Origin of the sequence: Phormidesmis priestleyi BC1401, from assembly GCF_001650195.1 — a bacterium.
GTDB lineage: Bacteria > Cyanobacteriota > Cyanobacteriia > Leptolyngbyales > Leptolyngbyaceae > Phormidesmis_A > Phormidesmis_A priestleyi_B.
This window is the reverse complement of the sequence record NZ_LXYR01000005.1, coordinates 101,299-126,300: the sequence shown is the minus strand read 5'-3', so window position 1 is coordinate 126,300 and position 25,002 is coordinate 101,299. Positions and strand designations below refer to the sequence as shown.

The 25,002-nt window shown below is 48.9% G+C and carries 23 protein-coding genes; 16 read left to right on the top strand and 7 right to left on the bottom strand.

Going from position 1 to position 25,002, the window contains the following annotated elements:
* Positions 1 to 115: 115 nt before the first annotated feature.
* Together A8707_RS04860 and A8707_RS04855 are read left to right on the top strand one after the other, a co-directional pair.
* A complete protein-coding gene (locus tag A8707_RS04860) occupies positions 116 to 1,591 on the top strand; it encodes a DEAD/DEAH box helicase family protein (protein WP_068815654.1) in 1,476 nt (491 codons plus the stop codon).
* A 6-nt stretch (positions 1,592 to 1,597) separates the two neighbouring features.
* A complete protein-coding gene (locus tag A8707_RS04855; protein WP_068815652.1) occupies positions 1,598 to 2,008 on the top strand; it encodes a nuclease A inhibitor family protein in 411 nt (136 codons plus the stop codon).
* 218 nt (positions 2,009 to 2,226) lie between these two features.
* Here A8707_RS04855 and A8707_RS04850 read toward each other — a convergent pair whose 3' ends face one another.
* Entirely contained in the window at positions 2,227 to 3,162 is a 936-nt protein-coding gene (locus A8707_RS04850) for a DNA/RNA non-specific endonuclease (RefSeq protein WP_231947931.1), read from the bottom strand.
* 83 nt (positions 3,163 to 3,245) lie between these two features.
* Here A8707_RS04850 and A8707_RS04845 point away from each other — a divergent pair, with 83 nt between their 5' ends.
* Together A8707_RS04845 and A8707_RS04840 are read left to right on the top strand one after the other, a co-directional pair.
* A complete protein-coding gene (locus A8707_RS04845) occupies positions 3,246 to 3,806 on the top strand; it encodes a Uma2 family endonuclease (protein ID WP_068815648.1) in 561 nt (186 codons plus the stop codon).
* The gene (locus tag A8707_RS04840) at positions 3,806 to 5,020 is read left to right on the top strand and encodes a DUF790 family protein (RefSeq protein ID WP_068815647.1); all 1,215 of its coding nucleotides are present in this window, start codon (positions 3,806 to 3,808) and stop codon (positions 5,018 to 5,020) included. Before A8707_RS04845 ends, A8707_RS04840 begins: the two co-directional genes overlap by 1 nt.
* Before the next feature lie 59 nt (positions 5,021 to 5,079).
* Here A8707_RS04840 and mscL read toward each other — a convergent pair whose 3' ends face one another.
* From mscL to rimI, 3 genes are all read right to left on the bottom strand, one after another.
* Positions 5,080 to 5,496, bottom strand: coding sequence for a large conductance mechanosensitive channel protein MscL (gene mscL, locus A8707_RS04835; protein WP_068815645.1), 417 nt, complete (start codon positions 5,494 to 5,496; stop codon positions 5,080 to 5,082).
* Between the two features lie 226 nt (positions 5,497 to 5,722).
* Positions 5,723 to 8,197, bottom strand: coding sequence for an ATP-dependent Clp protease ATP-binding subunit (locus A8707_RS04830; RefSeq protein WP_068815643.1), 2,475 nt, complete (start codon positions 8,195 to 8,197; stop codon positions 5,723 to 5,725).
* Between the two features lie 170 nt (positions 8,198 to 8,367).
* Positions 8,368 to 9,006: a ribosomal protein S18-alanine N-acetyltransferase gene (gene rimI / locus A8707_RS04825; protein WP_231947930.1), complete on the bottom strand. Its 639-nt coding sequence runs from the start codon at positions 9,004 to 9,006 to the stop codon at positions 8,368 to 8,370.
* Positions 9,007 to 9,060: 54 nt separating this feature from the next.
* Here rimI and lysA point away from each other — a divergent pair, with 54 nt between their 5' ends.
* From lysA to A8707_RS04800, 5 genes are all read left to right on the top strand, one after another.
* On the top strand, positions 9,061 to 10,461 hold the full coding sequence (lysA, locus tag A8707_RS04820; RefSeq protein ID WP_068815641.1) for a diaminopimelate decarboxylase: 1,401 nt from the start codon (positions 9,061 to 9,063) through the stop codon (positions 10,459 to 10,461).
* 134 nt (positions 10,462 to 10,595) lie between these two features.
* The gene (cdaA, locus tag A8707_RS04815; RefSeq protein ID WP_269452668.1) at positions 10,596 to 11,534 is read left to right on the top strand and encodes a diadenylate cyclase CdaA; all 939 of its coding nucleotides are present in this window, start codon (positions 10,596 to 10,598) and stop codon (positions 11,532 to 11,534) included.
* Between the two features lie 138 nt (positions 11,535 to 11,672).
* Complete coding sequence (locus A8707_RS04810) at positions 11,673 to 12,419, top strand: isoprenyl transferase (protein ID WP_068815640.1); 747 nt, start codon at positions 11,673 to 11,675, stop codon at positions 12,417 to 12,419.
* An 81-nt stretch (positions 12,420 to 12,500) separates the two neighbouring features.
* Complete coding sequence (locus tag A8707_RS04805) at positions 12,501 to 13,604, top strand: HindVP family restriction endonuclease (protein WP_197484617.1); 1,104 nt, start codon at positions 12,501 to 12,503, stop codon at positions 13,602 to 13,604.
* 13 nt (positions 13,605 to 13,617) lie between these two features.
* Positions 13,618 to 14,565, top strand: coding sequence for a DNA cytosine methyltransferase (locus A8707_RS04800; RefSeq protein WP_068815636.1), 948 nt, complete (start codon positions 13,618 to 13,620; stop codon positions 14,563 to 14,565).
* A 5-nt stretch (positions 14,566 to 14,570) separates the two neighbouring features.
* Here the strand turns inward: A8707_RS04800 and A8707_RS04795 are convergent, their stop codons facing one another.
* Together A8707_RS04795 and A8707_RS04790 are read right to left on the bottom strand one after the other, a co-directional pair.
* A complete protein-coding gene (locus tag A8707_RS04795; protein ID WP_068815635.1) occupies positions 14,571 to 14,837 on the bottom strand; it encodes a DUF3143 domain-containing protein in 267 nt (88 codons plus the stop codon).
* 7 nt (positions 14,838 to 14,844) lie between these two features.
* Positions 14,845 to 15,477, bottom strand: coding sequence for a J domain-containing protein (locus A8707_RS04790; protein WP_082906228.1), 633 nt, complete (start codon positions 15,475 to 15,477; stop codon positions 14,845 to 14,847).
* A gap of 306 nt (positions 15,478 to 15,783) precedes the next feature.
* Between A8707_RS04790 and A8707_RS04785 the strand changes: the two genes are divergently transcribed.
* Positions 15,784 to 16,416, top strand: a complete 633-nt coding sequence (locus A8707_RS04785) for a Crp/Fnr family transcriptional regulator (RefSeq protein WP_068815634.1) — start codon at positions 15,784 to 15,786, stop codon at positions 16,414 to 16,416.
* Here A8707_RS04785 and A8707_RS29490 read toward each other — a convergent pair.
* Entirely contained in the window at positions 16,413 to 17,684 is a 1,272-nt protein-coding gene (locus A8707_RS29490) for a septal ring lytic transglycosylase RlpA family protein (RefSeq protein ID WP_068815631.1), read from the bottom strand. The genes A8707_RS04785 and A8707_RS29490 overlap by 4 nt on opposite strands.
* A 223-nt stretch (positions 17,685 to 17,907) precedes the next feature.
* Between A8707_RS29490 and A8707_RS04775 the strand changes: the two genes are divergently transcribed.
* The 6 genes from A8707_RS04775 to A8707_RS04750 all read left to right on the top strand — a co-directional run bounded on the left by A8707_RS04775 (position 17,908) and on the right by A8707_RS04750 (position 24,915).
* Positions 17,908 to 19,071: a pyridoxal phosphate-dependent aminotransferase gene (locus A8707_RS04775; RefSeq protein WP_068815629.1), complete on the top strand. Its 1,164-nt coding sequence runs from the start codon at positions 17,908 to 17,910 to the stop codon at positions 19,069 to 19,071.
* A gap of 52 nt (positions 19,072 to 19,123) precedes the next feature.
* Positions 19,124 to 19,585 carry a VOC family protein gene (locus A8707_RS04770; RefSeq protein WP_068815627.1) on the top strand — a complete coding sequence of 154 codons (462 nt, stop codon included), beginning with the start codon at positions 19,124 to 19,126 and terminating at the stop codon, positions 19,583 to 19,585.
* Positions 19,586 to 19,786: 201 nt separating this feature from the next.
* Positions 19,787 to 20,593, top strand: coding sequence for a hypothetical protein (locus tag A8707_RS04765; protein ID WP_068815625.1), 807 nt, complete (start codon positions 19,787 to 19,789; stop codon positions 20,591 to 20,593).
* 8 nt (positions 20,594 to 20,601) lie between these two features.
* On the top strand, positions 20,602 to 21,783 hold the full coding sequence (locus A8707_RS04760) for a BREX system ATP-binding domain-containing protein (RefSeq protein WP_068815624.1): 1,182 nt from the start codon (positions 20,602 to 20,604) through the stop codon (positions 21,781 to 21,783).
* 36 nt (positions 21,784 to 21,819) lie between these two features.
* Positions 21,820 to 23,115 carry a BREX system ATP-binding domain-containing protein gene (locus A8707_RS04755; RefSeq protein ID WP_068815622.1) on the top strand — a complete coding sequence of 432 codons (1,296 nt, stop codon included), beginning with the start codon at positions 21,820 to 21,822 and terminating at the stop codon, positions 23,113 to 23,115.
* 81 nt (positions 23,116 to 23,196) lie between these two features.
* Positions 23,197 to 24,915, top strand: a complete 1,719-nt coding sequence (locus tag A8707_RS04750) for an ABC-F family ATP-binding cassette domain-containing protein (RefSeq protein WP_068815620.1) — start codon at positions 23,197 to 23,199, stop codon at positions 24,913 to 24,915.
* Positions 24,916 to 25,002 lie beyond the last annotated feature (87 nt).

Sequence of the window (25,002 nt, the reverse complement as noted above, 5' to 3'; positions counted from 1 at the left end):
TCTACGGTCAACGGTAAGAGATTTTATTTTCACGCCAGTTCCTTAGCTTGCAAAACCCTCGAAGAGATGACACGATAAACGTCAGACAAGCGAACAAGTGTTCTGAGCAAAACTCATGGCTCGTACTCCTACGCTCAAGTTCGATCGTGGCACTCTAATTCTGCATCCGCCACCCAAAGGGAAGGCATGGATGGACTATGCGATTTGGGACGATCGCATCGAGCGGTTTCGTATTCCTGCCCATCAATATCGCAATTTGGTGCTGGCAATGCGCGCTGAAGGCACCGAGCTTGACGATAAAGCAAAAGCCTTTGCAGAAGTCGAAATGGTGCCCAGTTTAGAGATGGAGCCTTATCCGCATCAGCAAGAAGCCCTAGATGCTTGGAGACACGCGGGACGGCTGGGAGTCGTCGTTCTCCCCACGGCTGCCGGAAAAACCTATCTGGCGCAATTGGCGATGCAGATCACACAGCGCAGTACATTAGTCATGGTGCCCACCTTAGACTTAATGCACCAGTGGTACGCGCACTTAACGGCGGCGTTTCCCGACGTTGAAGTCGGGTTATTGGGGGGCGGATCGCGCGATCGCACTCCCATTCTTGTCTCAACTTACGATAGTGCTGCGATTAATGCGGAGACACTCGGTAATCAATATGCGCTGCTGGTGTTTGACGAATGCCACCATCTGCCGAGTGGCTTCAATCGAGTGATTGCAGAATTTGCGATCGCGCCCTATCGATTAGGATTGACCGCCACACCCGAACGCACAGACGGCAAACACGAAGATCTGAATACGTTAATTGGTGCAGAAGTCTATCGTAAAACCGCAGCAGAATTATCCGGTTCGGCACTCGCAAATCATAGAGCGACCCAAATTAAAGTCAAACTTTCAAAACAGGAGCGAGAACGCTACGATCGCTTAGTTCAAATCCGCAACGCATTCCTAAAAGAAGCGAATATTTATCTCAGCAGCGCTCAAGGTTGGCAGCGATTTGTGCAGGCAAGCGCTCGATCGAAAGCCGGACGCAAAGCGATGTTGGCGCACCGAGAAGCCAAAGCGATCGCGTTTGGCACCGAGGGCAAGCTGCGAATTCTCGCCGATCTTTTATCCCAACATTATCCCGAACGAACTCTGATTTTTACAGACGACAACGCCACCGTTTATCGCATTTCTCAAGAGTTTCTGATTCCTGCTATTACGCATCAAACTCCCGTTAAAGAACGGCATGATGTGCTGACGCGATTTAAGCAAGGAGACTATAAAACGTTAGTGGCTTCGCGAGTTCTTAACGAAGGCGTTGATGTGCCGGAGGCGAGTGTCGCGATCGTGCTGTCGGGTACAGGCTCGACTCGTGAATATATTCAGCGACTGGGGCGAATTCTTCGCAAGGGCAAAGACCCCAATAAGCTGGCGTTGCTCTATGAAGTTGTAGCAGAAGATACCAGCGAAGAAGGCGTGTCTCGTCGCCGCAAAGGAGAGAAATCGCCTGCCAAATCACCCCAACACCAGCTAGAGTTAGTACCGCCTTCAGTTTATGCTGTTCCTAGAAAATCGATTCCTCGTGCCGCCGAACCCGAAGCAGATTGGTAACGACTCATGACTCACGATTGCTTAGATTTGATTGATCAACTCAAACAAGCCTGCAACAAGTTGCTGTGGATCAGTGAGTCAGAGTATCCATTTGAGGTGTTTTGCTGGCAGAATCAAACCGCGTCTGACCTGACTCATGAGAAGCTGTTGGACTTTACGCATCACTCAATGAATACGATCGTCAAAACCGATGACTTCGACTCTTTTTTTGAAGTCGTCACTCAGCCTCAAGATTGGTACGGCGACGAAGAGATTGCCACAATGAAACAATATCAGCAGCTCGTTGCCACACTCAAACAGCGTCTTAATACCCTCAGAGTCTACCGACTCGGCGAGATTAATTTAGACATTTACATTGTGGGACAAACTCCAGATAGTCACCTCGCTGGAATCACCACAAAAGCCGTCGAGACTTAACTGAGATCTTGCACCTAAACTAAACCTCTCTCGTTTCTGGCATTCACCCGCCCGTGATTGAACATCACGGTCTAACGGTGAGAAGTCCACTCAAGGGACTGAGAGAGGGTTTGAGGTTCAGTCCGTTTCAACGGACTTCGCAAGGCTAGCCCGGAATTCCATTCACGGGCGGGACAGAGCCGCAGCGAATAGACTGGTGCAAGATCTGACTTAACCCATTACTTAACCCGCTCAATGACTTTATCGACCTTTTCCTCAAGTCGCACCTGCGTCACATCGGGCACGTTGGTCAAAAAGTTATAGCCCGTTCTCTCTTCGATTAAATCAACGCTGACTCGATATTTGCGCCAGTCCGTCTCTTTGATGCCCTGTTGATTGGGCATATCAATCGCAATCACGCGTGTATTCGCATTCACATCATTGGCAGTGAGTCCGGGTTTGTCCATGACGACAATCACTTTCCACACACGATCGGGCACCGTAATTTTGACATTGCCTTTCCCAATCGATCGAGTGTTTCCATAGCCACCCGCAATGATGTAGAGTTCTTTTCCTTGCTCTGCTAAACCACGACTATAGTTTTCTAACTGCGCCCAGGGTCCCTGATTATTGTCAGGCGCTTGCGGCACAATATTGGTCATTAAGAACGTGGCAGAAATGTTTTTGGGAGTGTTGTCCCGATCTGCAGCCGGGGTTAGATGTCCGCGATCGAATCCACTATTGTTATAGTCACTTGATCTGACTTGATACCAACCTTTTGGCAACGTCGGATCAGGACGAAAATCATTGCGACGCGGAGAATTGCCGAGCCACGATTTATTTAACTGCCAGCTTGACCAATTTGGAGTGTTTTTACTCCGATTATAAGAAGTCACATAGGGTCGAGGTTGATCGACACTCTCTGAGCTTGACAACAGATAATTGTTGGGGTCAACTCCTGCATTGCTAGGATTTCCCATCTTTAAGTGGTCAACCCGTCGATCGCCAACCAACAATGGAGTGGTCGGAACTGACGCTTCTCTCGGTCGAAACAGCCAAACACTCCCAGCTACAATCAACGCTAAGAGCGCGATCGCGAGTGTCCATTGCCACCATGATTTCAACATATCTACCCAGTGTCGATCGTAAAGCTGCCTTTTATTATGACGCGGCAAAAGCCAAGAAGTAACACAGACTCGCTAAACTACAAGAATGCGACGAGCAACCCGTCTGCTTTCACAGCAATTGAGAGGTCGTCATGCAGCTAACTAATAGAAAAGTGACAGATGAGCAGTTTGAGCAGATTTGTCTCACAAATCGAGACTCCAAATTTGAACGAACTTCCACTGGAGAACTGATTATCATGTCACCTACCGGAGGCGAAACAGGAAACTGGAATTCTGGATTAACTGGACAAGTCTGGTTTTGGAATCAGCAAAAGAGACTTGGTAAAAGTTTTGATTCTTCAACCGGGTTTAAACTGCCGAATGGGGCAACTCGATCGCCCGATGTCGCCTGGATTCGGCAAGAGCGATGGGACGGGTTAACCCCTGAGCAGAAAAAGAAATTTATTCCTCTCTGTCCTGATTTTGTGATCGAGTTGCGCTCTCCTAGTGACGACCTGGAAGATTTGCGAACAAAAATGCGAGAGTATCTAGAAAATGGGGCATCTCTAGGCTGGTTGATTAATCCTCAAGATCAACAGGTTGAAATCTACCGTCCAAATCAACTGATCGAGATTCTCGATCGCCCCGACACCCTCTCAGGAGAATTCATCCTGCCCGAATTCATTCTTGATTTACGTGAGATCTGGGACTAATGCTGCCATCTGATTTATTGATGCACCGATTTAGCGGTGAAGAACTGGTTCCCAAACGGTTAAAGCTTGATCAATCCAATCTGGCGATCGCGCAAGATTTAATCACCCTGTTTCAAGAAGCCAAAGGCATCACCAAAGGCGAACTCAATCGCCAACTGTTAGAACTTGAAGGCGAAGAAACCGACTATCGCATCAAACGCGGACTTGCCCATTTACTCAACAGCGCGTTTAGCACCTTTGAAACGATTAGTCCGTTAGAGCCGCCGATGCTGAGAGAGAGAATTTTTGCGCTGTCGTCTCAAGCTGCGCCTAGTGCTCAAGCGACGCAAGTCACGCTCGATCGTCTCGCAGATTCCCTGACTCAAGAGTTGGGGCATGAAGTGTTGACCGAGCAGATCCGATCGGGGCTTTACGCCGATCTTCCTGATAATCAAATTCTGACTGAGTTTGAAGTTCCGACTTCAGAGGCGTTACTGCATCGCTACAATCTCTCTCAGGTGCAAGGGGTGTTCTATCGTGCCAGTCACTTGATTTTGAATGCTCATCGCAACGATCCGGGTCAATATAAACTGCTGTTTCGCTATGTCAAACTGTTTCAGTTAATGACTTATATCGAGGGCGACGCTGACCACGGGTTTACGCTCACCGTTGATGGACCGACCAGTTTATTTAAGCCTTCAACCCGGTATGGATTGGCGATCGCCAAACTGCTTCCTGCGCTCCTCCACGTTTCTAAATGGAGTCTAGCCGCTGAATTGCAGGTCAACGACACTTATTCTGGCAAAACCCGCACCGGACGCTTTGCCCTCGAATCAGACTGCGGATTGGTCAGCCACTATCCCCCCGGCAAAACCTACGACAGTATGCTAGAAGCGGGATTTGTCGAGCGGTGGCAAAAAGCCAAAACCGAGTGGCAGTTAGAGCGAGAAGTAGACTTAATTCCAATTCCTGGCAGCGTGATGATTCCTGACTTTCGGCTCGTTCACCCCGATGGACGCACCTTTTTATTAGAAATCGTCGGCTATTGGCGACCCGAATATCTGAAGAAAAAGTTCTCTCAGGTGCAACAAGCCGGACGCGACGATTTGATTTTGGCGATTTCAGAACGACTTAACCTAGAAAAAGCAGGAGTCAATTTCAACGACACATCTGCTCGAATTGTTTGGTTTAAAGATCAGCTATTACCCAAAGCCGTTTTAGAAGTTTTGGACTAGCAATACAAGGACGAGCGCATAACTCCCTCTAGCAGAAAGTCAGACGATCGCTCCATTTCTTATCGACTTTCCATTGAGGAAGTGAGTCGCTCGATCGCGCCTGTCAAACGTTCTTGAGACGACACAACAGGGTCGGTAGTGGCTGCTTCGTCGATCGCTTCTTGAAGCGAAAACCGCTTCTTCGCTTTCTCAAACGCTCGAATCATCACAAAAATCGCAAAGGCAATTACTACAAAATTAATGACCGCTGCGAGAAACACTCCGTATTTAATGCCGTTCGCTGACAAGTTCTGTAGGTCATCCACCTTAGCGGCTTGTAAGGCAGGATTGAGAATCACTGGCGTGATGATGTCTTGAACCAAAGAGGTCACGATTTTGTTAAATGCTTCACCAATGATGACAGCAACCGCTAAATCAATAACGTTTCCTCGCATCAAAAACTTCTGAAAATCTGCTAAAAATCCATTTCTTGCCATGTCAATAACGACTCCTCAAGCAAACGTAATCAAATAATAGTAGGTCGCATTATCATCGCACCACGCTACATTTCGCCGTTTAGAGCAGTTTTATCAATTCTTACTAATGTTTTAGAACAGGAAACTTTTTCACAGACGCGGCTTGAGTGCTAGGTGCTACAAAAAAGTGGTAGAAGTTCTGAGGCTTCTACCACTTAAAATTCAAATGAGTTTGACTGATTAAGGCTTACTCAACCGCTTGGGGAAGCAATTCTTGCTTCTCCCCTTTCAGCACTTTCACCTGACCACTCTCGTCCACATCCATGATCGCGACATCGCCATCTTTAACGCGGGCAGAGAGGATCTCCTCAGCCAGAGAGTCTTCTAGCAAGCGCATAATCGCTCGACGTAGGGGACGCGCTCCGTAGCTGGGGTTAAAGCCTTCATCGACCAAACGATCCTTAAACCGCTCAGTGACTTCCAGCGTGATTCCCTGCTCGGTCAACCGCTTGAAGATATCGTTGAGCATGATATCAGCAATCTGCTTGACTTCTTCCTTGACCAACTGACGGAAGACGATAATCTCGTCTAGACGGTTGAGGAACTCAGGACGGAAGTAGTTTTTCAACTCTTCGTTCACCAATGAACGGATGCGGTTGTACTGCGACTCTGCCACGTCTTCGTTGGAGAACTCGAAGCCCAAACCGCCGCCACCCTTCTCAATCACCTTTGAACCGATGTTCGAGGTCATGATTAGCAGCGTGTTTTTGAAGTCAACTGTGCGACCCTTGGCATCGGTCAGGCGACCATCTTCCAAGATTTGCAGCAGCATGTTAAACACGTCTGGGTGCGCTTTCTCAATTTCGTCAAACAGCACGACTGTGTAAGGCTTACGACGAACGGCTTCAGTCAATTGACCGCCTTCGTTATAGCCCACATAGCCAGGAGGCGACCCGATCAGCTTAGAAACGGTGTGCCGCTCCATAAACTCAGACATATCGAGTCGAACCATGGAATCTTCGGAGCCGAAGAAGTAAGCAGCCAGTGCTTTCGTTAACTCAGTCTTACCTACCCCAGTTGGACCGGAGAAGATAAAGCTGGCGATCGGACGGTTGGGGTTTTTCAAGCCCACTCGCGCCCGACGAATCGCACGGGATACCGCTCTCACGGCTTCGTCTTGACCGATCAGCCGCGTATGCAGCGTGTCTTCCATGTGCAGCAGTTTCTCAGACTCAGATTCGGTGAGTTTACTCACCGGAACACCCGTCCAAGAAGCCACAATATGAGCGATATCTTCCTCGTCTACGATCGGAGACACCTCTTCACCTGCGTCAGAGGTTGTTTTTTTGGTTTGAGCGATTGAGCGGATTTCAGTTTTGATTTCCATCTCGCGATCGCGCAGTTCGCCTGCACGGTCAAAGTTTTGTGACCGCACCGCATCGTCTTTGTCTTTGAGGACTTGGCGCAATTCCCGATCCAGTTCCTTGGCAGCAGGAGGTAGCTGAGAGTTAAGTAACCGGACGCGGGAACCTGCTTCGTCCACTAAGTCGATCGCTTTGTCAGGCAAGAAACGATCGGAGATATAGCGATCGGAGAGCTTGGCAGCCGCTTCAAGGGCAGCATCCGAGATCTTCAGTTTGTGGTGCTGCTCGTAGCGTTCGCGCAGACCTCGCAGAATCTCGATCGTCTCGTCAACGGATGGTTCACCCACCATGACGGGCTGGAAGCGGCGCTCTAGGGCAGCGTCTCGCTCAATGTGCTTACGATATTCATCCAGCGTGGTGGCTCCGATGCACTGCAACTCACCCCGCGCCAAAGCTGGCTTGAGGATGTTGGCAGCGTCGATCGCGCCTTCAGCCGCACCTGCCCCAATTAGGGTGTGCACCTCATCGATCACCAAGATGACGTTTCCGGCAGACCGGATTTCATCCATGATTTTCTTGAGCCGCTCTTCAAATTCGCCTCGATATTTGGTGCCTGCAACCAGGAGACCAATATCTAACGTGACGACGCGCTTGTCTTCCAGAATGTCTGGAATGTCGTCGTTGGCAATTCGTTGGGCGAGACCTTCAGCGATCGCGGTTTTACCTACGCCTGGTTCACCGATTAGAACAGGGTTGTTCTTGGTGCGGCGACCCAGAATCTGGATCACGCGTTCGATTTCTTTTTGACGACCGACCACGGGGTCAAGCTTTCCATCGGCTGCCATCTGAGTCAGGTTTGCACCAAACTCGTCAAGCGTCGGGGTCTTAGTTCGCCCCTGACTGCCGCCCGGAGAAACCTCAGCAGTTTCGCCCAGCATCCGAATCACTTGAGTGCGAACCTTGGAGAGATCAACTCCCAGATTTTCAAGTACTCTGGCAGCGACTCCTTCCCCTTCTCGAATCAGACCCAAGAGCAGGTGCTCAGTGCCAATGTAGTTGTGACCTAACTGGCGGGCTTCTTCAAGAGACAGTTCTAGAACTCGCTTCGCCCGTGGGGTAAAGGGAATTTCCACGGCAACAAAGCCAGAACCTCGACCGATGATTTTCTCGACTTCGATCCGAGCGTCTTTGAGGTTGACACCCATAGACTTCAGTACTTTGGCGGCGACGCCGGTCCCTTCTCCAATCAGACCCAAGAGGATCTGCTCTGTACCTACGAAGTTGTGACCCAAGCGGCGAGCTTCCTCTTGGGCTAGCATGATCACCTTAATGGCTTTTTCTGTGAAGCGTTCAAACATGGCGTATTTCCACTCACCTGCTGCGTTGCCGGTACCGATGATTCTAACATAGCGGAATTGTCTCGATACTGGGTCTACGCAGTAGGAATGAGTCGCGATTACCGAACTCGATCGTTCGCGATCGCCAGATACCCAATATCTCTAACCAGAGGCAGATTGTCACCAAACCCTCAAGCGTCTGTCAACAGAAATTTTTCTGTCTTAAACGTATTAGGGGCTACCATTAAATCCCACTGGTTTTGAGCAAGGCGATCGCAGATTTGGGTCTGCCAATGGGTCAAAAGGTCAGGAAAATTGGGGTGTTGCAGTCCGCCACGCCAGAGAATGCTCGCATCCTCTCCGGTGTCAGGGTAGTAGCGCTTTCGTCGCCCTGCTTCGCGAAAATCAAACTTTTGATATAGATTAATCGCGGATTGATTAGAAATTCTGACTTCTAGGGTAGCTCTTTCTAGCTCTCGCTGATGAGCCAATTGTAGCAGAGACAGAAGAATAGCCTGTCCAAACCCTTGGCGCTGATGGTTGGGGTGAACGGCAACGATCGTGATGTGAGCCTCGTCTAAGATTGCCCAGACGCAGCCCAGCCCGACTACAGGGGTCGAAGCACTGTCATCGACCAATATCACCAAATCACTGTTTGGGCTGTCCAGTTCTCTCTGATACCCTTCTAGAGTCCACAGTCCGCCAAAACACCGCTGGTCGAGGTCTAAAACGGCTGGAAGAAACTCTGACGTTAAGCGCTCAAGTTTTAGGAGGGAAGTCACACAAGCTTCTCGAATTCGAGTCAGAATGCACAGTCTCCAATTGTACACTGGTAATAGCAAAAATGGCTTGAGCCTGCCGCTAGCGAGGACGACAATAAAGACATGACATTGACTCAACCTGTGGAGGTTCAAAACTCCGGTCGGCAGTATTTGCCTAACTCAACGGCTTCTGGGGAGCGATCGCCCAATCAATTCCTGTTGCCTCTGACTGCCCAAGTCAACCGCGACGATCGCTTAGAGATTGGAGGCTGCGATGTCTCTGATCTGGTGCAAAAATTTGGCTCTCCTCTCTATATTTTGGACGAAGAGACTTTGAGAACCGCTTGCCGTCAGTATCGTGACGCGTTTAAGCACTACTATCCCGGCGAATCGCAAGTCCTATATGCCTCGAAAGCCTGGAACTGTCTGGCAGTCTGCGCGATCGTCGGCAGTGAAGACTTAGGAATCGATATCGTTTCGGGCGGCGAACTCTACACGGCACTGAAAGCAGGGCTTGACCCCAGCAAGCTTTATCTGCACGGCAATAATAAGTCTCTAGATGAGTTGAGATTGGCGATCGAGTCCGGCTGCACGATCGTCGTTGACAACTGGTTAGAACTGAAGACTTTGGCGACCTTGACGGTCGATCGTCAAACTCCCATTCGAGTCATGCTGCGTCTCACCCCAGGAATTGAGTGCCACACCCACGAATACATCCGGACTGGGCATCTGGACAGCAAATTTGGCTTTGATCCCAATCAGGTTGACGAACTATTCAAATTCATCAGCCAACAGTCATCGCTGGCGTTTGTGGGGTTACATGCTCACATTGGGTCTCAAATTTTTGAACTGCAGCCGCACCAAGACTTAGGAACGGTGATGGTGCAGTGGTTGGGCAAAGCGGCTCAACACGGGTTGGCGATTCAGGAACTCAACATCGGTGGCGGTTTGGGCATTCGCTATACCGAATCAGACGATCCTCCCAGCATCGATGATTGGGTAAAAGTCGTGTGTGAGTCTGTCGCTGCCGCCTGTCAGAGTCAAAATATTCCCATGCCGAAACTGTTGTCAGAACCGGGACGATCTCTGATCGGCTCTGCTTGCGTCACGGCTTACACGATCGGCGGAGAAAAAACCGTTCCTGGAATTCGCACTTATCTAAGTGTCGATGGCGGGATGTCCGATAATCCGCGCCCAATCACCTATCAGTCGCTTTATCGGGCAGTCGTGGCAAATCGGATGTCTGCCCCGATCACCACACAAGTCACGATCGCTGGAAAACACTGTGAATCAGGCGATATCTTGATTAAAGAGGCACACCTACCAGAGACGCGATCGGGTGACATTCTCGTCGTCATGGCAACCGGAGCCTACAATTACAGTATGTCTTCCAACTACAACCGTTTGCCGCGTCCGGCTGCCGTTTTGGTGAATGCAGGAGAGGCAAACATCGTCTTGCAGCGCGAAACTTACGAAGATCTGATCCGACAAGATCGTCTCCCAGAAAGATTGAAAGCAGGGTGAAACGGCAAGGGTGACGGGTGAAAGGTGAAGGAGTTTAACCGTTGAATCAACCCATTTCAACCACTCCTGTGTCGCTTTCACTCTGAACCTTTAGCCCTTGACCTTGATTAACAAACCCCGACTGGATACAGTCCTTGTTGATTTTTATACTCGATAATCTCAGGTTCCTGATTGATGTTGGGTTAGTGCTGGCGCTGACCTATGTGATGTTGGTCATCATCGGTGAGCGTCGCACGCTCTGGATGGTCAGAGGGTTTATTGTGCTCATGTTAGCGGCAGCCGTGAGCCAGAGATTAGAACTCAGACTTTTGAGCTTTGTTCTAAATAATCTAGTCATCGGCGCGGCGGTGGCGATGGCGTTTATTCTTCAATCAGAATTTCGTCGCTTTTTAGAGCAGCTAGGGCGAGGCGAAATCTTCCAGCTATTTCAGCCGTCGCGGAGAAATTTACCTCGATCGGACAGTGTGATCGACGAAATTGTTGATGCCGTAAAGGAACTATCTCAAAACCGCATCGGAGCGCTGTTGATTTTGGAAACCTCGACTCCGATCGACGAACGAGATTTCTCGGTTCCCGGAATCAGACTCAACGCTGAAGTATCTAAAGAACTGCTTCAGACTATCTTTCAGACGACAACTCTGCTGCACGATGGGGCAGTTTTGATCCGAGGCTCTCGAATTATCGCGGCAGGGGTAATCTTACCGCTCTCAGAACGAACCGCCTCTCGGCAGCTAGGAACCCGACATCGGGCGGCAATGGGCATCACCGAACGGGTTGAAAACTGCATCTGCGTCGTCGTTTCTGAGGAGACAGGCTCGATTTCTCTCGCCGAACGGGGCACTCTCAATCGTCCCCTAACCAGCATTAAGCTAAAAGAACTTCTAGAAGCACGATTTTCTGAATCGGGCGATCGTGAAGCCGTTGCCCCAAATTTGCGAAGTTTGGTGCGTCAGATTTCTGCCAGAATGTTGTCTTTATTTCCGCGTTTATCTCGGCAGAGAAAGACGAGCGATGCTGAAAATAGTCTGCATCCCAACCCCAAGGCGAAAGACGCGAAAAAGCAGAGTGACTAGCCCAGATTCTTGTACGATGACATCTTTGCAGTCGTTAGGCTAGAGTTCAGTGCTGTACGATCGCCCGAAAATTTCTCTCCATAAACCTTCACCCGTTTAACTTTCTATTACTCAAGCATCGGCTTCTCACACAAAACAATGACTGCCAAGCACACCGTCTTACAATTACCTGCTGACCTAGAGCGAGATAAATTGCCCAACCATGTTGCTGTCATTATGGATGGCAACGGGCGCTGGGCAAAACGTCAGGGGCTACCCCGAATTATGGGGCACCGTCGAGGAGTCGATGTGTTAAAAGATCTGCTGCGGTGCTGCCGAGATTGGGGAGTGCAGGCGCTGACTGCCTACGCGTTTTCAACCGAAAATTGGGGCAGACCGCTTGAAGAAGTTGAGTTTTTGATGACGCTGTTTGAGCGAGTGCTGCGTCAAGAACTGCGAGAAATGATGCGAGAAAATGTTCGCATTAAGTTTGTCGGCAATCTGGGCGCATTGCCTCGAAGTTTGCAAGCTGAAATCGAGCGATCGATGCTAGAAACCCAAGACAACCAGGGAATTTCCTTCACAGTCGCCACCAACTATGGCGGACGGCAGGAGATTTTGCGAGCATGTCGAGCGATCGCGGCTCAGGTTCAGCAGGGCGCGGTGCAGCTTGAAGACATTGATGAAAGTTTATTTGAACGTCACCTCTACACTGCCGGAATTAGTGACCCTGATTTGCTGATTCGGACGAGTGGTGAAATGCGCTTGAGCAATTTTCTGCTCTGGCAGATGGCATATAGTGAGATTTATGTGACTGACACGCTGTGGCCCGACTTCGATCGTCACGCATTTCACCAAGCACTCACTGCCTATCAACAACGAGAACGAAGATTTGGCAAAGTTTAGTAAGAAATCAAGGAGTGCTCCTTTTCTGTAGAGTCCGTGCTTAAAATTCCAGTGGCGCAAGCCCAAAGCCGAGCGCATTAAATGAGCAGTGAAAAACTTGAAATGCCCAGCCATCAGGAACCCAATCTTTTCGGAATTAAATATTCAAACCGTAACTTTTCAAACAAAGATAATTGGGGTAAAAATCAATTTAATTCATCTTTTCCAGCATCATTGTCTGCTTTTCTCAAGCATCAAGGATTGGAAAATGTGTACTTGAAACTCGATGAAAATATGCGGGTTTATCATAGTAGCATTGGCACAGCAGAGCTTTACGGAGCTGACCCAATCTCTGAAAATATCTTCTACTCTTTTGAAAGTCCCTACATTCCGTTTCAACAGCTTGTCATAGGAAATTTTCCGAGAGTTGATCTAGTGACGTTAAGTAGAAATAATGGACTTTGCTTGAAGGGACTCGAAATAAAACTGACGGCGCTTCCAGACAATTCAACGTGCGATTTGTCAGAAGATAGATTTGGCTGTGAATTAGTAATTAGACCTGACACGATCGTATACTTAGCGTGTAGCATCGTCATACATTTTAGAGATGATTTAAGCGGTTTGATAGCCTTAATTGGAGAAGGATTTGAAGCGATTGAGGATTGGCAAGAGGGCATACACATCCGTTCTTCTGTATTTAAAATGAGAGAGGCAATTGACAGAATAATTTTATCTATTTTAGATAAGCAAGAGCCTTTAGTCATGCAGCCAATCTGGAAAACAGAAGGGAAAAGCCCCAAGCTTTCTGAGAATTGCTTAGATGTGTTTGTTTGGAGCAATCTTGCCTTTACCCAACTATTTCTTGATGTGGCAAGAAGAGAACTGATCGCACTGAAAACGATAACTCGTCAAGTAAGAACAGCCGTCTGGCTCTTCAAAATGCTCTACGATTTTAGCCTGCACGGTCAAATAGACCACAGACGCGTGATTGACGAGTTATCGTATGATACTAAAAACGACAAAGCGTTTGCTGTAAGTGGTAAGGTCACATACCCATATATGCGGAGTGAGATTTTGACAAAGCCAAGAATTACCAAACAGCAAATTAGAGAAATCATTCTTGGCGGTGGGCAAAATCTCTTGAGTCCTGAACGGCGATTTGATGCGATTATCTTCAACTCACCAGAAATTTTCGAGTCTGTTTAAACCACCCAAAAGAATGAAAGTCATTGACTTGTTTGCGGGTTGTGGAGGTCTTTCACTAGGGTTTCAAAAAGCTGGCTTTGAGGTTGTTGCAGCGTTTGACAACTGGAAAGAAGCTTGTGATATCTATTCAGCTAATTTTGATCACCCTGTTTTTCAAACTGATCTTTCAAAGCTTGAAGATTTAGAAATTCTTAGAAAGTGGGAGCCAGACATAATTATTGGCGGTCCTCCGTGCCAAGATTTTTCGAGCGCTGGGAAGAGAGATGAAACTCTAGGTCGAGCAGATTTAACAGCTTCCTATGCACAAATTATCTCGAAGGTGAGACCAGAATGGTTTTTGATGGAGAACGTAGAACGGATTAAAAAGAGCCGCGTTCTACAAGAAGCAATCTCACTTTTTAGAACCAGCAACTATGGACTAAGTTCTACCGTTTTGGATGCTAGCTATTGTGGAGTTCCTCAAACTAGAAAACGATTCATTTTAGTTGGACATCTACATTCAGAAGATGGATTTTTGGACAACTATTTCGTTAGAAACCAAGCTAACAACCCCATGACAATATTCGACTACATGGGCGAAAAATTAGACCTTAACTATTATTATCGGCACCCTAGAAGCTATGCAAGAAGGGGGATTTTTAGTGTGCATGAACCCAGCCCAACGATTCGAGGTGTCAATAGACCTTTGCCTAAAGGGTATAAAAAGCATGATGGCGATCGCTGCGACCCAAGCGACCACATCCGACCTTTGACGACTTTAGAAAGAAGCTATATCCAAACGTTTCCAGAGGGCTTCAAATGGTTTGGCACTAAAACTTGCCTGGAACAGATGATCGGTAATGCGGTTCCGGTCAATCTTGGCAAGTACATCGCTGAGTGTGTTCTTCAGTACATTGAAGTCTCGAAGCAGGACTTACCAACACCGCAAGCCGTTCAGCAGTTAGAACTCTTTAGCGTTTGACTCATTTAAGGTCCGGCAAAAATCGCGTCTTCGAGATCTTGACGGCTAAGGGAATATTTGAACGATCGCTGGATATCCGGTCCGTCGTCTTGAATGTAGCGCACATTAATTTGATCAACCTCTAGGCAGAGTTCTGCGCGCCAGTCAGGTTTCTCAATCAGCCAGCAGTGAATGTCTTCTGAATCCTGCTGACCGCCGTTTTGTGAGAGCCACTCTTCAATCTGGGGAAGGGGATGGTTGTATAAAGGAGTATCGGCAGAAGGCAAATCCATGTAGTCTTTATTTAAGTAGGGTTAGGGACTTGATCGAATCTGACGGAGCCGAAATTATCGGGGCAACCGTCGCTGTTAAATCGTCTGAAGGATGGAGATCAGGCACGACTTTCCGAAGGATAGGGGTTTCGGCAGTGATCGGCTGAAAGGCAGATTCACCTCTAGTAAACCCGATCGTGATTGCCAATAGCAAACACCCTAAAAAAGTCAGCCCTAAAATAAACAGCGCAAACATCTCTCCGGGTGAGAGCGGGCGATCGGTGGCATCAATATACGCCGAAGAGTTGGAATATTTGGGCTGGGGACGGTTGAGGCTCGGTAAAGTCTGAATCACTGTGACGCGAGAATATCTGATTTTTAGATCGTAAGCAGTTTTACGATCGACGTTACTCAACGTTGCATACGCCTCGTTTAGCTGCTGAAATTTTTGAGTCGCGATCGTGGCTGGCAACTGTGTGATATCTGGGTGATAGAGCTTACTCAACTCTCGATAAGCCTGTCGAATATCCTGCACCGACGCTGAAGGATGCAGCCCTAATAACGTGTAGTAGGTAGAAGAAACTGCCTTCTGATCAAGCTCTCTCTGTCGATCGCCGTTGGGAGTTACGCTATCCTGAGTCACCTGCAAGTCCACCCTCATTGCTTCTCAATTATTGTAGCGAGGTTCAGGATGCTGCAAAACAAAAGCCCGCAATGTGCGACTTTCCTGAAATATCTACAAAGACTGCCCTCACCCTAGCCCTCTCCCATCGGAAGAGGGAACCAGAGATGTCCGAAAGCCCTTCTCCTTGGGGAGAAGGGTTGGCAGGGCTTGCCCCACTGCGTGAGGAGGGCAAATTAGTTGCATCTCGCGTAAAAGCTTAACCAGATGCCAACCTGAAAATTACCTTCCCTTGAGGTTGACGTTTTAGAGTGAATGTGAGCAGCCGCTACACTACGATTTCTTATGATTCAATCGTTTGCTTCAGAAGCGCCTCATCCCTCTGATTTGCGCCAGGTTTTAGAACAGCGCTATCAAGGGCGCAACTTACATCCCTATCGCAGTGGTCAGCAGATTCAAATGGTTGCTCACGAGATTTGGGTGGTTTGTCGCGGAGTCGTGCTGCTGAGTACGCTGTATCCAACTGGAGACGAAGCGCTGTTGGGGTTGGTGAGTAGCTCAATGCCGTTTGGGTTGCCCTTTACTTATATCAACCCTTATCAAGCGATCGCGCTCACTGATGTCGATTTGATGGCGGTTAGCATGACAGAGATTGAACAATCTCCTCTGCTGGCTCAAGAGATTTTTCGCCACCTGAGCCGTCGATTGCAGCAGTCAGAAGCCTTTCTAGCACTGGCGGGGTGTCGTCGGGTAGAAGATCGGCTGCGACAGTTGCTCATTTTGCTTCAGCACGAAGTTGGGCAACCTGTGAACACTGGAATGCGACTCAACGTGCGATTGACTCATCAACATTTGGCAAACGCGATCGGCACAACTCGCGTCACCATCACCCGACTCCTCGGACAATTGCGCGAAGAGGGATGGCTGACGATCGACTCCACCCGTCACATTATTCTGCCGTTTGGCAGCTCTGCTTAGAGCGCTGCAATTTTCTGACCTGTGGTTGGCAACATGATTTCAGCCTCGATCGGGACGACTCCCTTATCGTCGCTTCCGATGCATCGAGCCGCACGGTTTGATAAGTCTAGAATGCGATTGTCAAAATAAGGACCGCGATCGTTGACTCGCACCACGACACTCTTGCCATTCAGCAAATTAGTGACTTTAAGAAACGTTCCGAAGGGAAGCGAAGGATGGGCAGCCGTCAGTTCGTTTTGGTCAAAAATCTCGCCCGTTGCCGTCTGCCGCCCGTGAAAATAAGGACCATACCAGGATGCTAGTCCACTAATGCTGGTGCCTGTATCGTGCAGATCGTGCATTCTAACTTGGGCATCTGCCACTGCGAGCGGGTCTTGCCCTAGTGCAATTCTTAGATTGTTGACCCAATCGATCGCCACCAACTCAACCGGACGATCGAACTGAGATGCCAACTTGTGCTCAAAAGCAAACACCACGCGATCGCCGAGTTTGGCAACAGGCATTTCTCGCTCAAAAGCAAGAGTCAGTTGAGACGCATCTAGATCAGGAGTTTTTAACAGCTTGGTCAGGCTATCTGCAACGCTATCAGCGCTCGACTGATTCGCTACTTCTGCAACTAGGCATCCTTTCACCCAAACTTGAAACCCTTTCGCAGTCTGCTGGGAGGGGCTTTCTTGCCGAGTGGCACATCTCCAATATCCTATTCTAAAGTCTGTCTGGCTTGATGGGCTGTCAGCGCTTGATTTGATGACCACTACGGCAGGAGTTGAACTAGCAAAATCGGTGGCTGCAATGCCAGGAGGAACTGTCCAGAGAAAATTCTGCACAACTTCTAACAAGTAGTGGAGTGAGTTGTCGTGAGGGTGAGTAGCAACTGATTCCTTGAAGGCGATAGGCTGAAAAGCAGGTTGACTCAGCGCTAGAGAATAGCCCGTGGGCTGATAAGAAGGGTTAGACAGCAGCGTCTCGATCGCCCCTAACCAAACGCCAGTCGATGAGATGGGCTGACCGATCGCAGCGGTTTTTAGCTTAAAACTTGGACTCAATTTCTTTACCGAAGAAGCAGCCCCGAAACGGGAAGATGCGCGAACCGAGGTGAAAGCATCTTGAAAGGTGGATTGAGATTTGCTAGAGGAATCATCGCGAGTCAAAGACTTTTGGTTAAAAAAAGTGTGCGATAGATAGCGAGGAGTGTCTAATACTTTTTCCGCCAGCGACGAAAAGGAGCCGAACCAGGATGCCACCCAAACAAGTCCAAAAATTGACATGAGTTTCTAGAGTCGATTTGTAGTAGTAGATACATTTAGCTTCGGGTTATCATAAAGTTTTTGTAAAGCTAAACTATCTATCTAAAGTAAAGTAGTTCTTCTATGTAAGAAAATTTGATCCCCGATCGTCAGCCTTTGAAATTTGACGGGTTAAGCAAGGTTCTCTCGTATCAAATTGCCGCCGTGGCGATAGGGTTGGAATAGGTCTAAAACTGCAAAATAAATGAGCGCTCTTCGTATGCAAGCCGTTCAGTTGCCTATCATTCCGGTGGTGGGAGAACTAATACGCAAGTATCCTGGTACGATTTCTCTCGGTCAGGGGATCGTGGACTATCCGCCACCACCGCAGGCGATCGCCCAAATTACTCAGTTTCTAAGTCAATCCGCCAATCACAAATATCAAGCTGTTGAAGGAATCGCAGAATTGCAGAGCGCGATCGCTGTCAAACTTGAAGCCGATAACGGAATTTTTCTGAATCCCCACAGTCGAGTTGTTGTCACTGCCGGAAGCAACATGGCATTTATGAACGCTGTCCTTGCGATCACCGATCCGGGAGACGAAATTATTCTGCAAACTCCCTATTATTTCAATCATGAGATGGCGATCGTCATGACTAGCTGCCGTGCCGTTTTGGTGCCAACCGATGACAAATATCAGCTTCAGACCGATGCGATTCGGGCAGCGATTACAGAAAAGACGCGGGCGATCGTAACGGTTTCACCCAACAATCCGACGGGGGCAGTCTACTCAGAGGCAGCTTTGCGAGCGGTGAATGAGATGTGTCGATCGCACAATCTCTATCACATCACCGATGAGGCGTATGAATATTTCACCTATGGCGCTGATCATTTCTCGCCAGGGTCAATTTTAGAAAGTGGCAAGCACACCATTTCGATTTATACGCTCTCAAAAGCCTATGGGTTTGCCAGTTGGCGGATCGGATATCTGGTTTTGCCGAAGCACCTGTCAGAATCGGTGAGAAAAATTCAGGACACGATCGTGATTTGTCCTCCCGTGATTTCTCAATATGCGGCTTTAGGAGCGTTGGAAGCAGGTGCGTCGTTTTATCAAGAGAAACTAGCGGCGATCGCTCAAGTGCGTGAGATTGTCTTGCAGGAACTCGATCGCATTCCTCATTTATGTACTGTCCCTCCTGCAAAGGGCGCGTTCTATTTTCTAATCAAAGTCCACACCGATTTGACCTCAATGGAATTGGTCGAGCGACTCATTCGTGAACATGGTGTGGCAACCCTTCCAGGCTCGACGTTTGGCTTAGAATCTGGCTGTTATCTGCGAGTTGCCTATGGTGCCTTGCAGAAAGAAACGGCGATCGTCGGCATCGGGCGATTGGTGCAAGGGTTGAAAACGATTTTAGAAAAAGGGTGAGTTTATCCCCATCTCGCGCTAAAAAAGAGAGTAGTTAGCGTTAAACCTTATTATGCTTTCCAGTCCGACTTCTCTCAGCGCGGCGCTGCCATTGGGCTGTTTGCGTCGCGTTCATCACTTTGCAATCAACGTTAAAGAGATGTCACGATCGCGTCATTTCTACGGCAAAATTTTGGGACTTTATGAATTGACCGGGGCAGAGGTGCCCGAAACGCTGAAGGCAGAAGTCGCCGCCGGAAAAGTGGCAAACTTTAGAACGCCAGACAGCACCATTCTCGATCTGTTTTGGGAGCCAGACTTGTCTCCGCCCAACCCTGACCCCAAGCAGCAGTTTACTCGCGCCAATCATCTTGCGTTTGATATTGCACCCCAGTTTTTTGACCAGGCGGTCGAGGTGCTGCACCAAAACGAGATTTTAATCGATCACGGTCCGGTGAGCCGCCCGACTGGGAGAGGCATCTACTTCTATGACCCCGATGGTTTTTTGATTGAGATTCGCTGCAGCGCTGAGTGAGACTTGGCTCTGATTACACATTGTTTCTTTAAACAACTTGGCGCTATGTAGTGAGTTGAATCTTGATGCTGTCGTCAAGGTTGTGGACTTTGAGCCAGACCAAGACGGTCAGTTCACCTTGGCGGAAAGTAGCTTTGAGTTCTAGTAGCCCATCTGTGAGATACGATAGGGAGAATTAAACTCTCTAACTCGTCTCAAGTTATGGAATTGTCGGACAGTGCATCAGAAAAACTTGCTTTGAGCGAGATTGATACCGCGTTGAAACGCCTGATCAAAGTCTGGGCTGCCGTTAAAAAATCGCGCAAAGAATGGGACTTTAAAACCTCGACGCAAACGCTAGAGGTGTTGACCGAAGAACTCGGTAAATTCAGCGATCGCTGGGTTGAGCAACAAACCGTGATTCTCAATGCGCTGCAAGCTAATCAGGATTTTGTCTCGTCTGATGACTACCCGATCGAATTAGAAAATGCCCTCAAAGCGGTAGGAATTCCCGTCAAGGGTGAGTTTCCCAACTATGAGTTTCCTCCCTTTAAGCTGACGTTTAGCCGTGAGCAAGGCGTAGTGCGGTTAAGTGTAGGGCGACGATCTCAGCAAATCAAAGCCTTTGCACCCGAACAGTTAGCCCCTTGGGTGTCGGGACAATATCGACGGGTGATTGACAGCAAGTTCGACGCTGCCCGCTTTTGTCGAGAACTCATCAGCACCTATGAAATGCTGAATCGACTGATGTTGCAGAAAGAGGAGGTCGTTTGGGGGCAATCCGTTCCGCTCAAAGACATTTATCGCCTCTTGACGATGAAGCAATCGACCAAACAAGATTATCCTGAGCCGTTATTCATCTATGATTTAGCACGGCTAAAAGAACAGACCGAGATTCGCTACGATCGCTATCAGTTTGAGCTAGAACCCTCTCGAAATCAAGCGAGTAGTTTTTTGCTGGTCAATAGTCAAGGGCAAGAAAGTCGAGTCAGCACGCTGGCGATTCATCTCGTTGAAACAGAGGGATAGGGCTGACAATGCAGATTGACGAACTGGACATTGAGGCGTTGCTGTCGGGTCAGCCTCCGGTAAGTCAGGACCTTCTGACGGGAATGACGCTGGGGCACGATCGTTGGCTTGACTATCTTCACGAACACTACTTGGCAAACTATATTGCCGATGGCGGCAGCAAGGTCAAAGTTTTAGTAGGCGGCGAGGGAACGGGAAAAACTCATCTATTGCGCTGTGTGCTGCAAGATGCCCAAGCCAGAGATTACCAAACCGTTTATCTTTCAGCACGAGAATATCGTTTGAATGATTTGCCAGGGTTTTATCGGGCGATCGTGCAGCAACTCGACAAAGAGCGCTTGGTGAGTGGTCTGTGTCAACTCGTCACCAAAAAGTTAGGCTATGGGCAATACGACGACAGCGATCGCATTCTGTCTCTGCTGATTGAAGATCAAGGGCTAACTCGTGATCTGGCAGTGTATGAAATCAAACGGGCGATCGGGCTGACGCTCAGAGATGTTGATTTTGGGTCATCGTTTCGGGCATTTGCTTATAGCGTGATTAGCAATCGGCTGATCAGTGGCAACGAAGATAGCATTCGACTTGCGCTCAGGTGGCTGTCGGGTGAAAAACTAGAACGGCATCAAAAGCAATCGACCTTACTTTACGAACGACTGCAAAAACCAAACGCTCGCTATTGGTTAAACTCTTTGATTCGGCTTCTGCATCTGGCAGGAATGACGGGGCTAGTGGTGGCGATCGACGATCTAGAAGTCATGACCGAACGCCATCCCGAAACTCGCCGCTTTCGATACACCGCTAACGCTATTAAAGACACCTGCGAACTGTTTCGCCAGATCATTGATGATGTAGAACTGCTCGATCATTTTCTGCTGCTGCTGGCGGGTCGGCGCGAGATGATCGAGGACGATCGTCGCGGCTTTAAAAGCTACGAAGCGCTGTGGATGCGGTTACAAACAGGCTTGTTGCCCATTCACAAGTTCAACCCTTTATCGGACATCGTAGACACCGACAGTCATGTGGTTGCCAACGGCAAAGCCTTTCCCGAACAGGTGCAGATGAGACTGCGGCGATTATTTCAAGAAGCGGGATTTGAAGTGGTCGATCGCGAGCTTCCCGCTCTCGATAACTATAGCCAACTTCGAGCTAACGTAATTGGTGCAACTCTGATGGCACTTAGCGACGGATGAACCGAGTTCAAAAATCAACATCATTGAGGTAGACGCATGGAGCGATATGACGCTCATCGCAGAAAATCGATCGCCGTTGTCGAATCTCTTCGCGCCGGAATTCCCACCCGCACGTCAACGAGAGAATTGCCCGATCTGCGAGAGTCACTGACCGACCTGATTCGGCGAGATTTAGAGCAGTTCTCTCAGAGTAAGCAGCATCCCGCAGGACGGTTAGCCTGGGGACCTTATGGGCAAGGCAAAACTCACGCGCTGACCACGGTTGAACACGTCGCACTGGATTTAGGCTTTGCGGTTAGTCGAGTTTCTTTGAGCCGAGAAGTGTCATGTCATCACCTGCTCAACTTTTATGGACGAGTCGCCTCAGTGCTTCGCACGCCCGATTCTAAAATGGCAGGACTGACCAAAGCATTAAGCTCTAGAAAAGCAGGCGATTTGCTCAATAGTCCCCTGGCTGATCGCGATCGCTACAGTCATCCGCTCCCAGAGATCGTTCTGGAGGACTATTTTTTCACGTCGGGCGAAGAACAAGATCTCCTCTACGGCGACTTGATGGGAACGCGGATTACCAGCCCCGAACTGAAACGCATTCATCGCAACTGCCGGGGTGAGTCAATGCCCAAATTTGACATGAACTTCCGCACGACGCAGCATGGAAGCGCTTATTTTGGCGTGATGGCAGACGCGATCGCTCTGTGTGGCTACAAAGGTTGGGTGCTGTTGTTGGATGAAGTCGAGCTAATTGGGCGACTTGGCAAAGTCGGACGACTTCAGGCATATCGCAATCTCAACTGGCTGCTAAATTGGTCCGATCGTCCGGTGCGTCGAGATGGGGATCAAGAGTTATTGTGCGAGAATCCCTACCCGATTTACACCTTTGGGGTCGTTGCCTCCAGTTTGCGAAACGATGTCTGGTTCAGCGGCACCAGCACGCCGAGCGCCAAAAACGATCGCAGTCAAATTCCTGAGTTGGCGATCGAGAAATTCGGCACCGATGCAGGGCAGGTGATGCAAAACTTTTTTGAAACCGCTATCGGGTCTACCTGTCCCACGATCCGTCCGCTCGAAACGAGTGGTTTGATTGAGTTACTCGATCATTTGGTCAAACTTCACGGCGCAGCCTATGCTTGGGATGCCCAACTAGACGTGCCTAAATTGATTCGGGCGATCGGGAGCCAGCCGATTCGCACCCATATTCGGGCAACCTTAGAAGCGTTGGATATCGCCTACCTTTATCACGAAGATGTCAAACTAGGCGCGACCGATTTGCTCGAAGCCTCTCTGCAAGAGCAGGCAGATTTCTTTGCGATCCCTGAAGAATCAGACCGCTAAAATTCGCGTGATCGACTCAGCTTTTGTTAAGATTTAATTACGATTTTACAATCCTCACCGATTTTCCCTGGAGCCTCCCTCATGTTACGACTCGAACACGTCAGCAAAATCTATCCGACTGGCGAAGTGTTGAAAGATATCAATTGGGAGGTCAAAGTTGGCGATCGTATCGGCTTGGTCGGGGTCAACGGGGCAGGAAAATCAACGCAGCTTAAGATTGTGGCAGGCGAAATGGAGCCAACCACAGGCGAGGTGATTCGTCCTTCAAGTTTGCACATTGCTTATCTGACGCAAGAATTTGAAGTCGATCCGACGCGCACTGTGAGAGAAGAGCTTTGGCGCGCCTTTGGCGAAGCGAATGACGTTCACGACGCGCTGACTCAGGTGCATCGCGACATGGAAACCGCCAACCCTGAAGCGTTAGACAAGCTGATCCACAAAATGGACAAGCTGCAATGGCGATTTGAAGGCATGGATGGCTATGGACTAGATGCCCGAATCGAGAAAATCATGCCCGATTTGGGCTTTGAGATTGAGGATGGCGATCGCTTAGTCAGCGCCTTTAGCGGTGGCTGGCAAATGCGAATGAGTTTAGGCAAAATTCTGCTGCAAAAGCCCGATTTGCTGCTGCTCGACGAGCCGACCAACCATTTGGATCTAGAAACGATCGAGTGGTTAGAAACCTACCTGAAAGGGTTGTCAACCCCAATGGTGATCGTCTCGCATGACCGCGAATTTCTCGATCGGCTCTGCACCCAAATTGTCGAAACTGAGCGGGGAGTTTCGACCACTTATCTCGGCAATTACTCCAATTATTTGCTGCAAAAGCAAGAGCAGCGAGATGCTCAGATGAGTGCCTTTGAGCGTCAGCAAAAAGAATTAGAGAAGCAGCAAACCTTTGTCGATCGCTTCCGTGCCAGCGCCACTCGCAGCACCCAGGCAAAAAGCCGCGAGAAGCAATTAGACAAAATCGATCGCATCGAAGCCCCCGATAGTGATGTGCGAGGCTTGCATTTTCGCTTTCCACCCGCACCTCGGAGCGGACGAGAAGTGGTGACGATCGACAACCTGGTTCACACTTACGGCGAGAAGATCCTGTTTTTGGGAGCGGATTTGGTGATTGAGCGGGGCGATCGCATTGCCTTTCTTGGACCGAATGGCGCTGGCAAATCGACGTTATTGCATTTAATCACGGGTGCAGAGAAACCTACCGATGGCAGCATCAAGCTAGGGGATCACAACGTCATTCCCAGCTATTTTGAGCAAAACCAGGCTGAAGCGCTCGACTTAGACAGAACCGTGATCGAAACCATTCATGACGAAGTTCCTAAATGGACGAATGAAGAAGTTCGGACGCTTTTAGGACGTTTTCTATTCAGTGGCGATACGGTCTTCAAAAAGGTAGAAGCTTTGAGTGGAGGCGAAAAAGCGCGGCTGGCTTTGGCGAAAATGCTGCTTCGTCCCGCCAATCTGCTGATTCTGGATGAGCCGACCAATCACCTGGATATTCCAGCCAAAGAAATGCTGGAAGAAGCGATTCAAAATTATGATGGCAGTGTGATTATCGTCTCGCACGATCGCTATTTCATCTCTCAAACTGTCAACAAAATCGTAGAAATTCGCGATGGTGAACTGCGGCTCTATCGCGGCGATTATCACTACTATCTCGACAAAGTGGCTGAAGAAAAAGAGAAAGCTGAGCTAGCGGCGATCGAAGACGAAAAAGCCGCTAAAGTTGAATCAAAGCGAGAAAAACAAAAAGAGAAGGAAAAGACAAAGAAAGCCCAGAAAAGCCATTAAGTCCGTTAAAAAGGGAAGGTGAGATAACGCCTGGTGTCTAGTCGCTGTGTGCTGAGAAGCGATGCGTTTTAATCATCTCGATAGGGA

Coding starts and splice junctions, on each gene's coding strand:
- A8707_RS04805 (WP_197484617.1), top strand. CDS start 12,501: ATGAGCAGTGAAAAACTTGAAATGCCCAGCCATCAGGAACCCAATCTT.
- mscL (WP_068815645.1), bottom strand. CDS start 5,496: ATGGCAAGAAATGGATTTTTAGCAGATTTTCAGAAGTTTTTGATGCGA.
- A8707_RS04795 (WP_068815635.1), bottom strand. CDS start 14,837: ATGGATTTGCCTTCTGCCGATACTCCTTTATACAACCATCCCCTTCCC.
- A8707_RS04830 (WP_068815643.1), bottom strand. CDS start 8,197: ATGTTTGAACGCTTCACAGAAAAAGCCATTAAGGTGATCATGCTAGCC.
- A8707_RS04800 (WP_068815636.1), top strand. CDS start 13,618: ATGAAAGTCATTGACTTGTTTGCGGGTTGTGGAGGTCTTTCACTAGGG.
- lysA (WP_068815641.1), top strand. CDS start 9,061: ATGACATTGACTCAACCTGTGGAGGTTCAAAACTCCGGTCGGCAGTAT.
- A8707_RS04810 (WP_068815640.1), top strand. CDS start 11,673: ATGACTGCCAAGCACACCGTCTTACAATTACCTGCTGACCTAGAGCGA.
- A8707_RS29490 (WP_068815631.1), bottom strand. CDS start 17,684: ATGTCAATTTTTGGACTTGTTTGGGTGGCATCCTGGTTCGGCTCCTTT.
- A8707_RS04855 (WP_068815652.1), top strand. CDS start 1,598: ATGACTCACGATTGCTTAGATTTGATTGATCAACTCAAACAAGCCTGC.
- A8707_RS04785 (WP_068815634.1), top strand. CDS start 15,784: ATGATTCAATCGTTTGCTTCAGAAGCGCCTCATCCCTCTGATTTGCGC.
- A8707_RS04765 (WP_068815625.1), top strand. CDS start 19,787: ATGGAATTGTCGGACAGTGCATCAGAAAAACTTGCTTTGAGCGAGATT.
- A8707_RS04790 (WP_082906228.1), bottom strand. CDS start 15,477: ATGAGGGTGGACTTGCAGGTGACTCAGGATAGCGTAACTCCCAACGGC.
- A8707_RS04845 (WP_068815648.1), top strand. CDS start 3,246: ATGCAGCTAACTAATAGAAAAGTGACAGATGAGCAGTTTGAGCAGATT.
- A8707_RS04860 (WP_068815654.1), top strand. CDS start 116: ATGGCTCGTACTCCTACGCTCAAGTTCGATCGTGGCACTCTAATTCTG.
- A8707_RS04760 (WP_068815624.1), top strand. CDS start 20,602: ATGCAGATTGACGAACTGGACATTGAGGCGTTGCTGTCGGGTCAGCCT.
- A8707_RS04770 (WP_068815627.1), top strand. CDS start 19,124: ATGCTTTCCAGTCCGACTTCTCTCAGCGCGGCGCTGCCATTGGGCTGT.
- A8707_RS04775 (WP_068815629.1), top strand. CDS start 17,908: ATGAGCGCTCTTCGTATGCAAGCCGTTCAGTTGCCTATCATTCCGGTG.
- A8707_RS04750 (WP_068815620.1), top strand. CDS start 23,197: ATGTTACGACTCGAACACGTCAGCAAAATCTATCCGACTGGCGAAGTG.
- A8707_RS04755 (WP_068815622.1), top strand. CDS start 21,820: ATGGAGCGATATGACGCTCATCGCAGAAAATCGATCGCCGTTGTCGAA.
- A8707_RS04840 (WP_068815647.1), top strand. CDS start 3,806: ATGCTGCCATCTGATTTATTGATGCACCGATTTAGCGGTGAAGAACTG.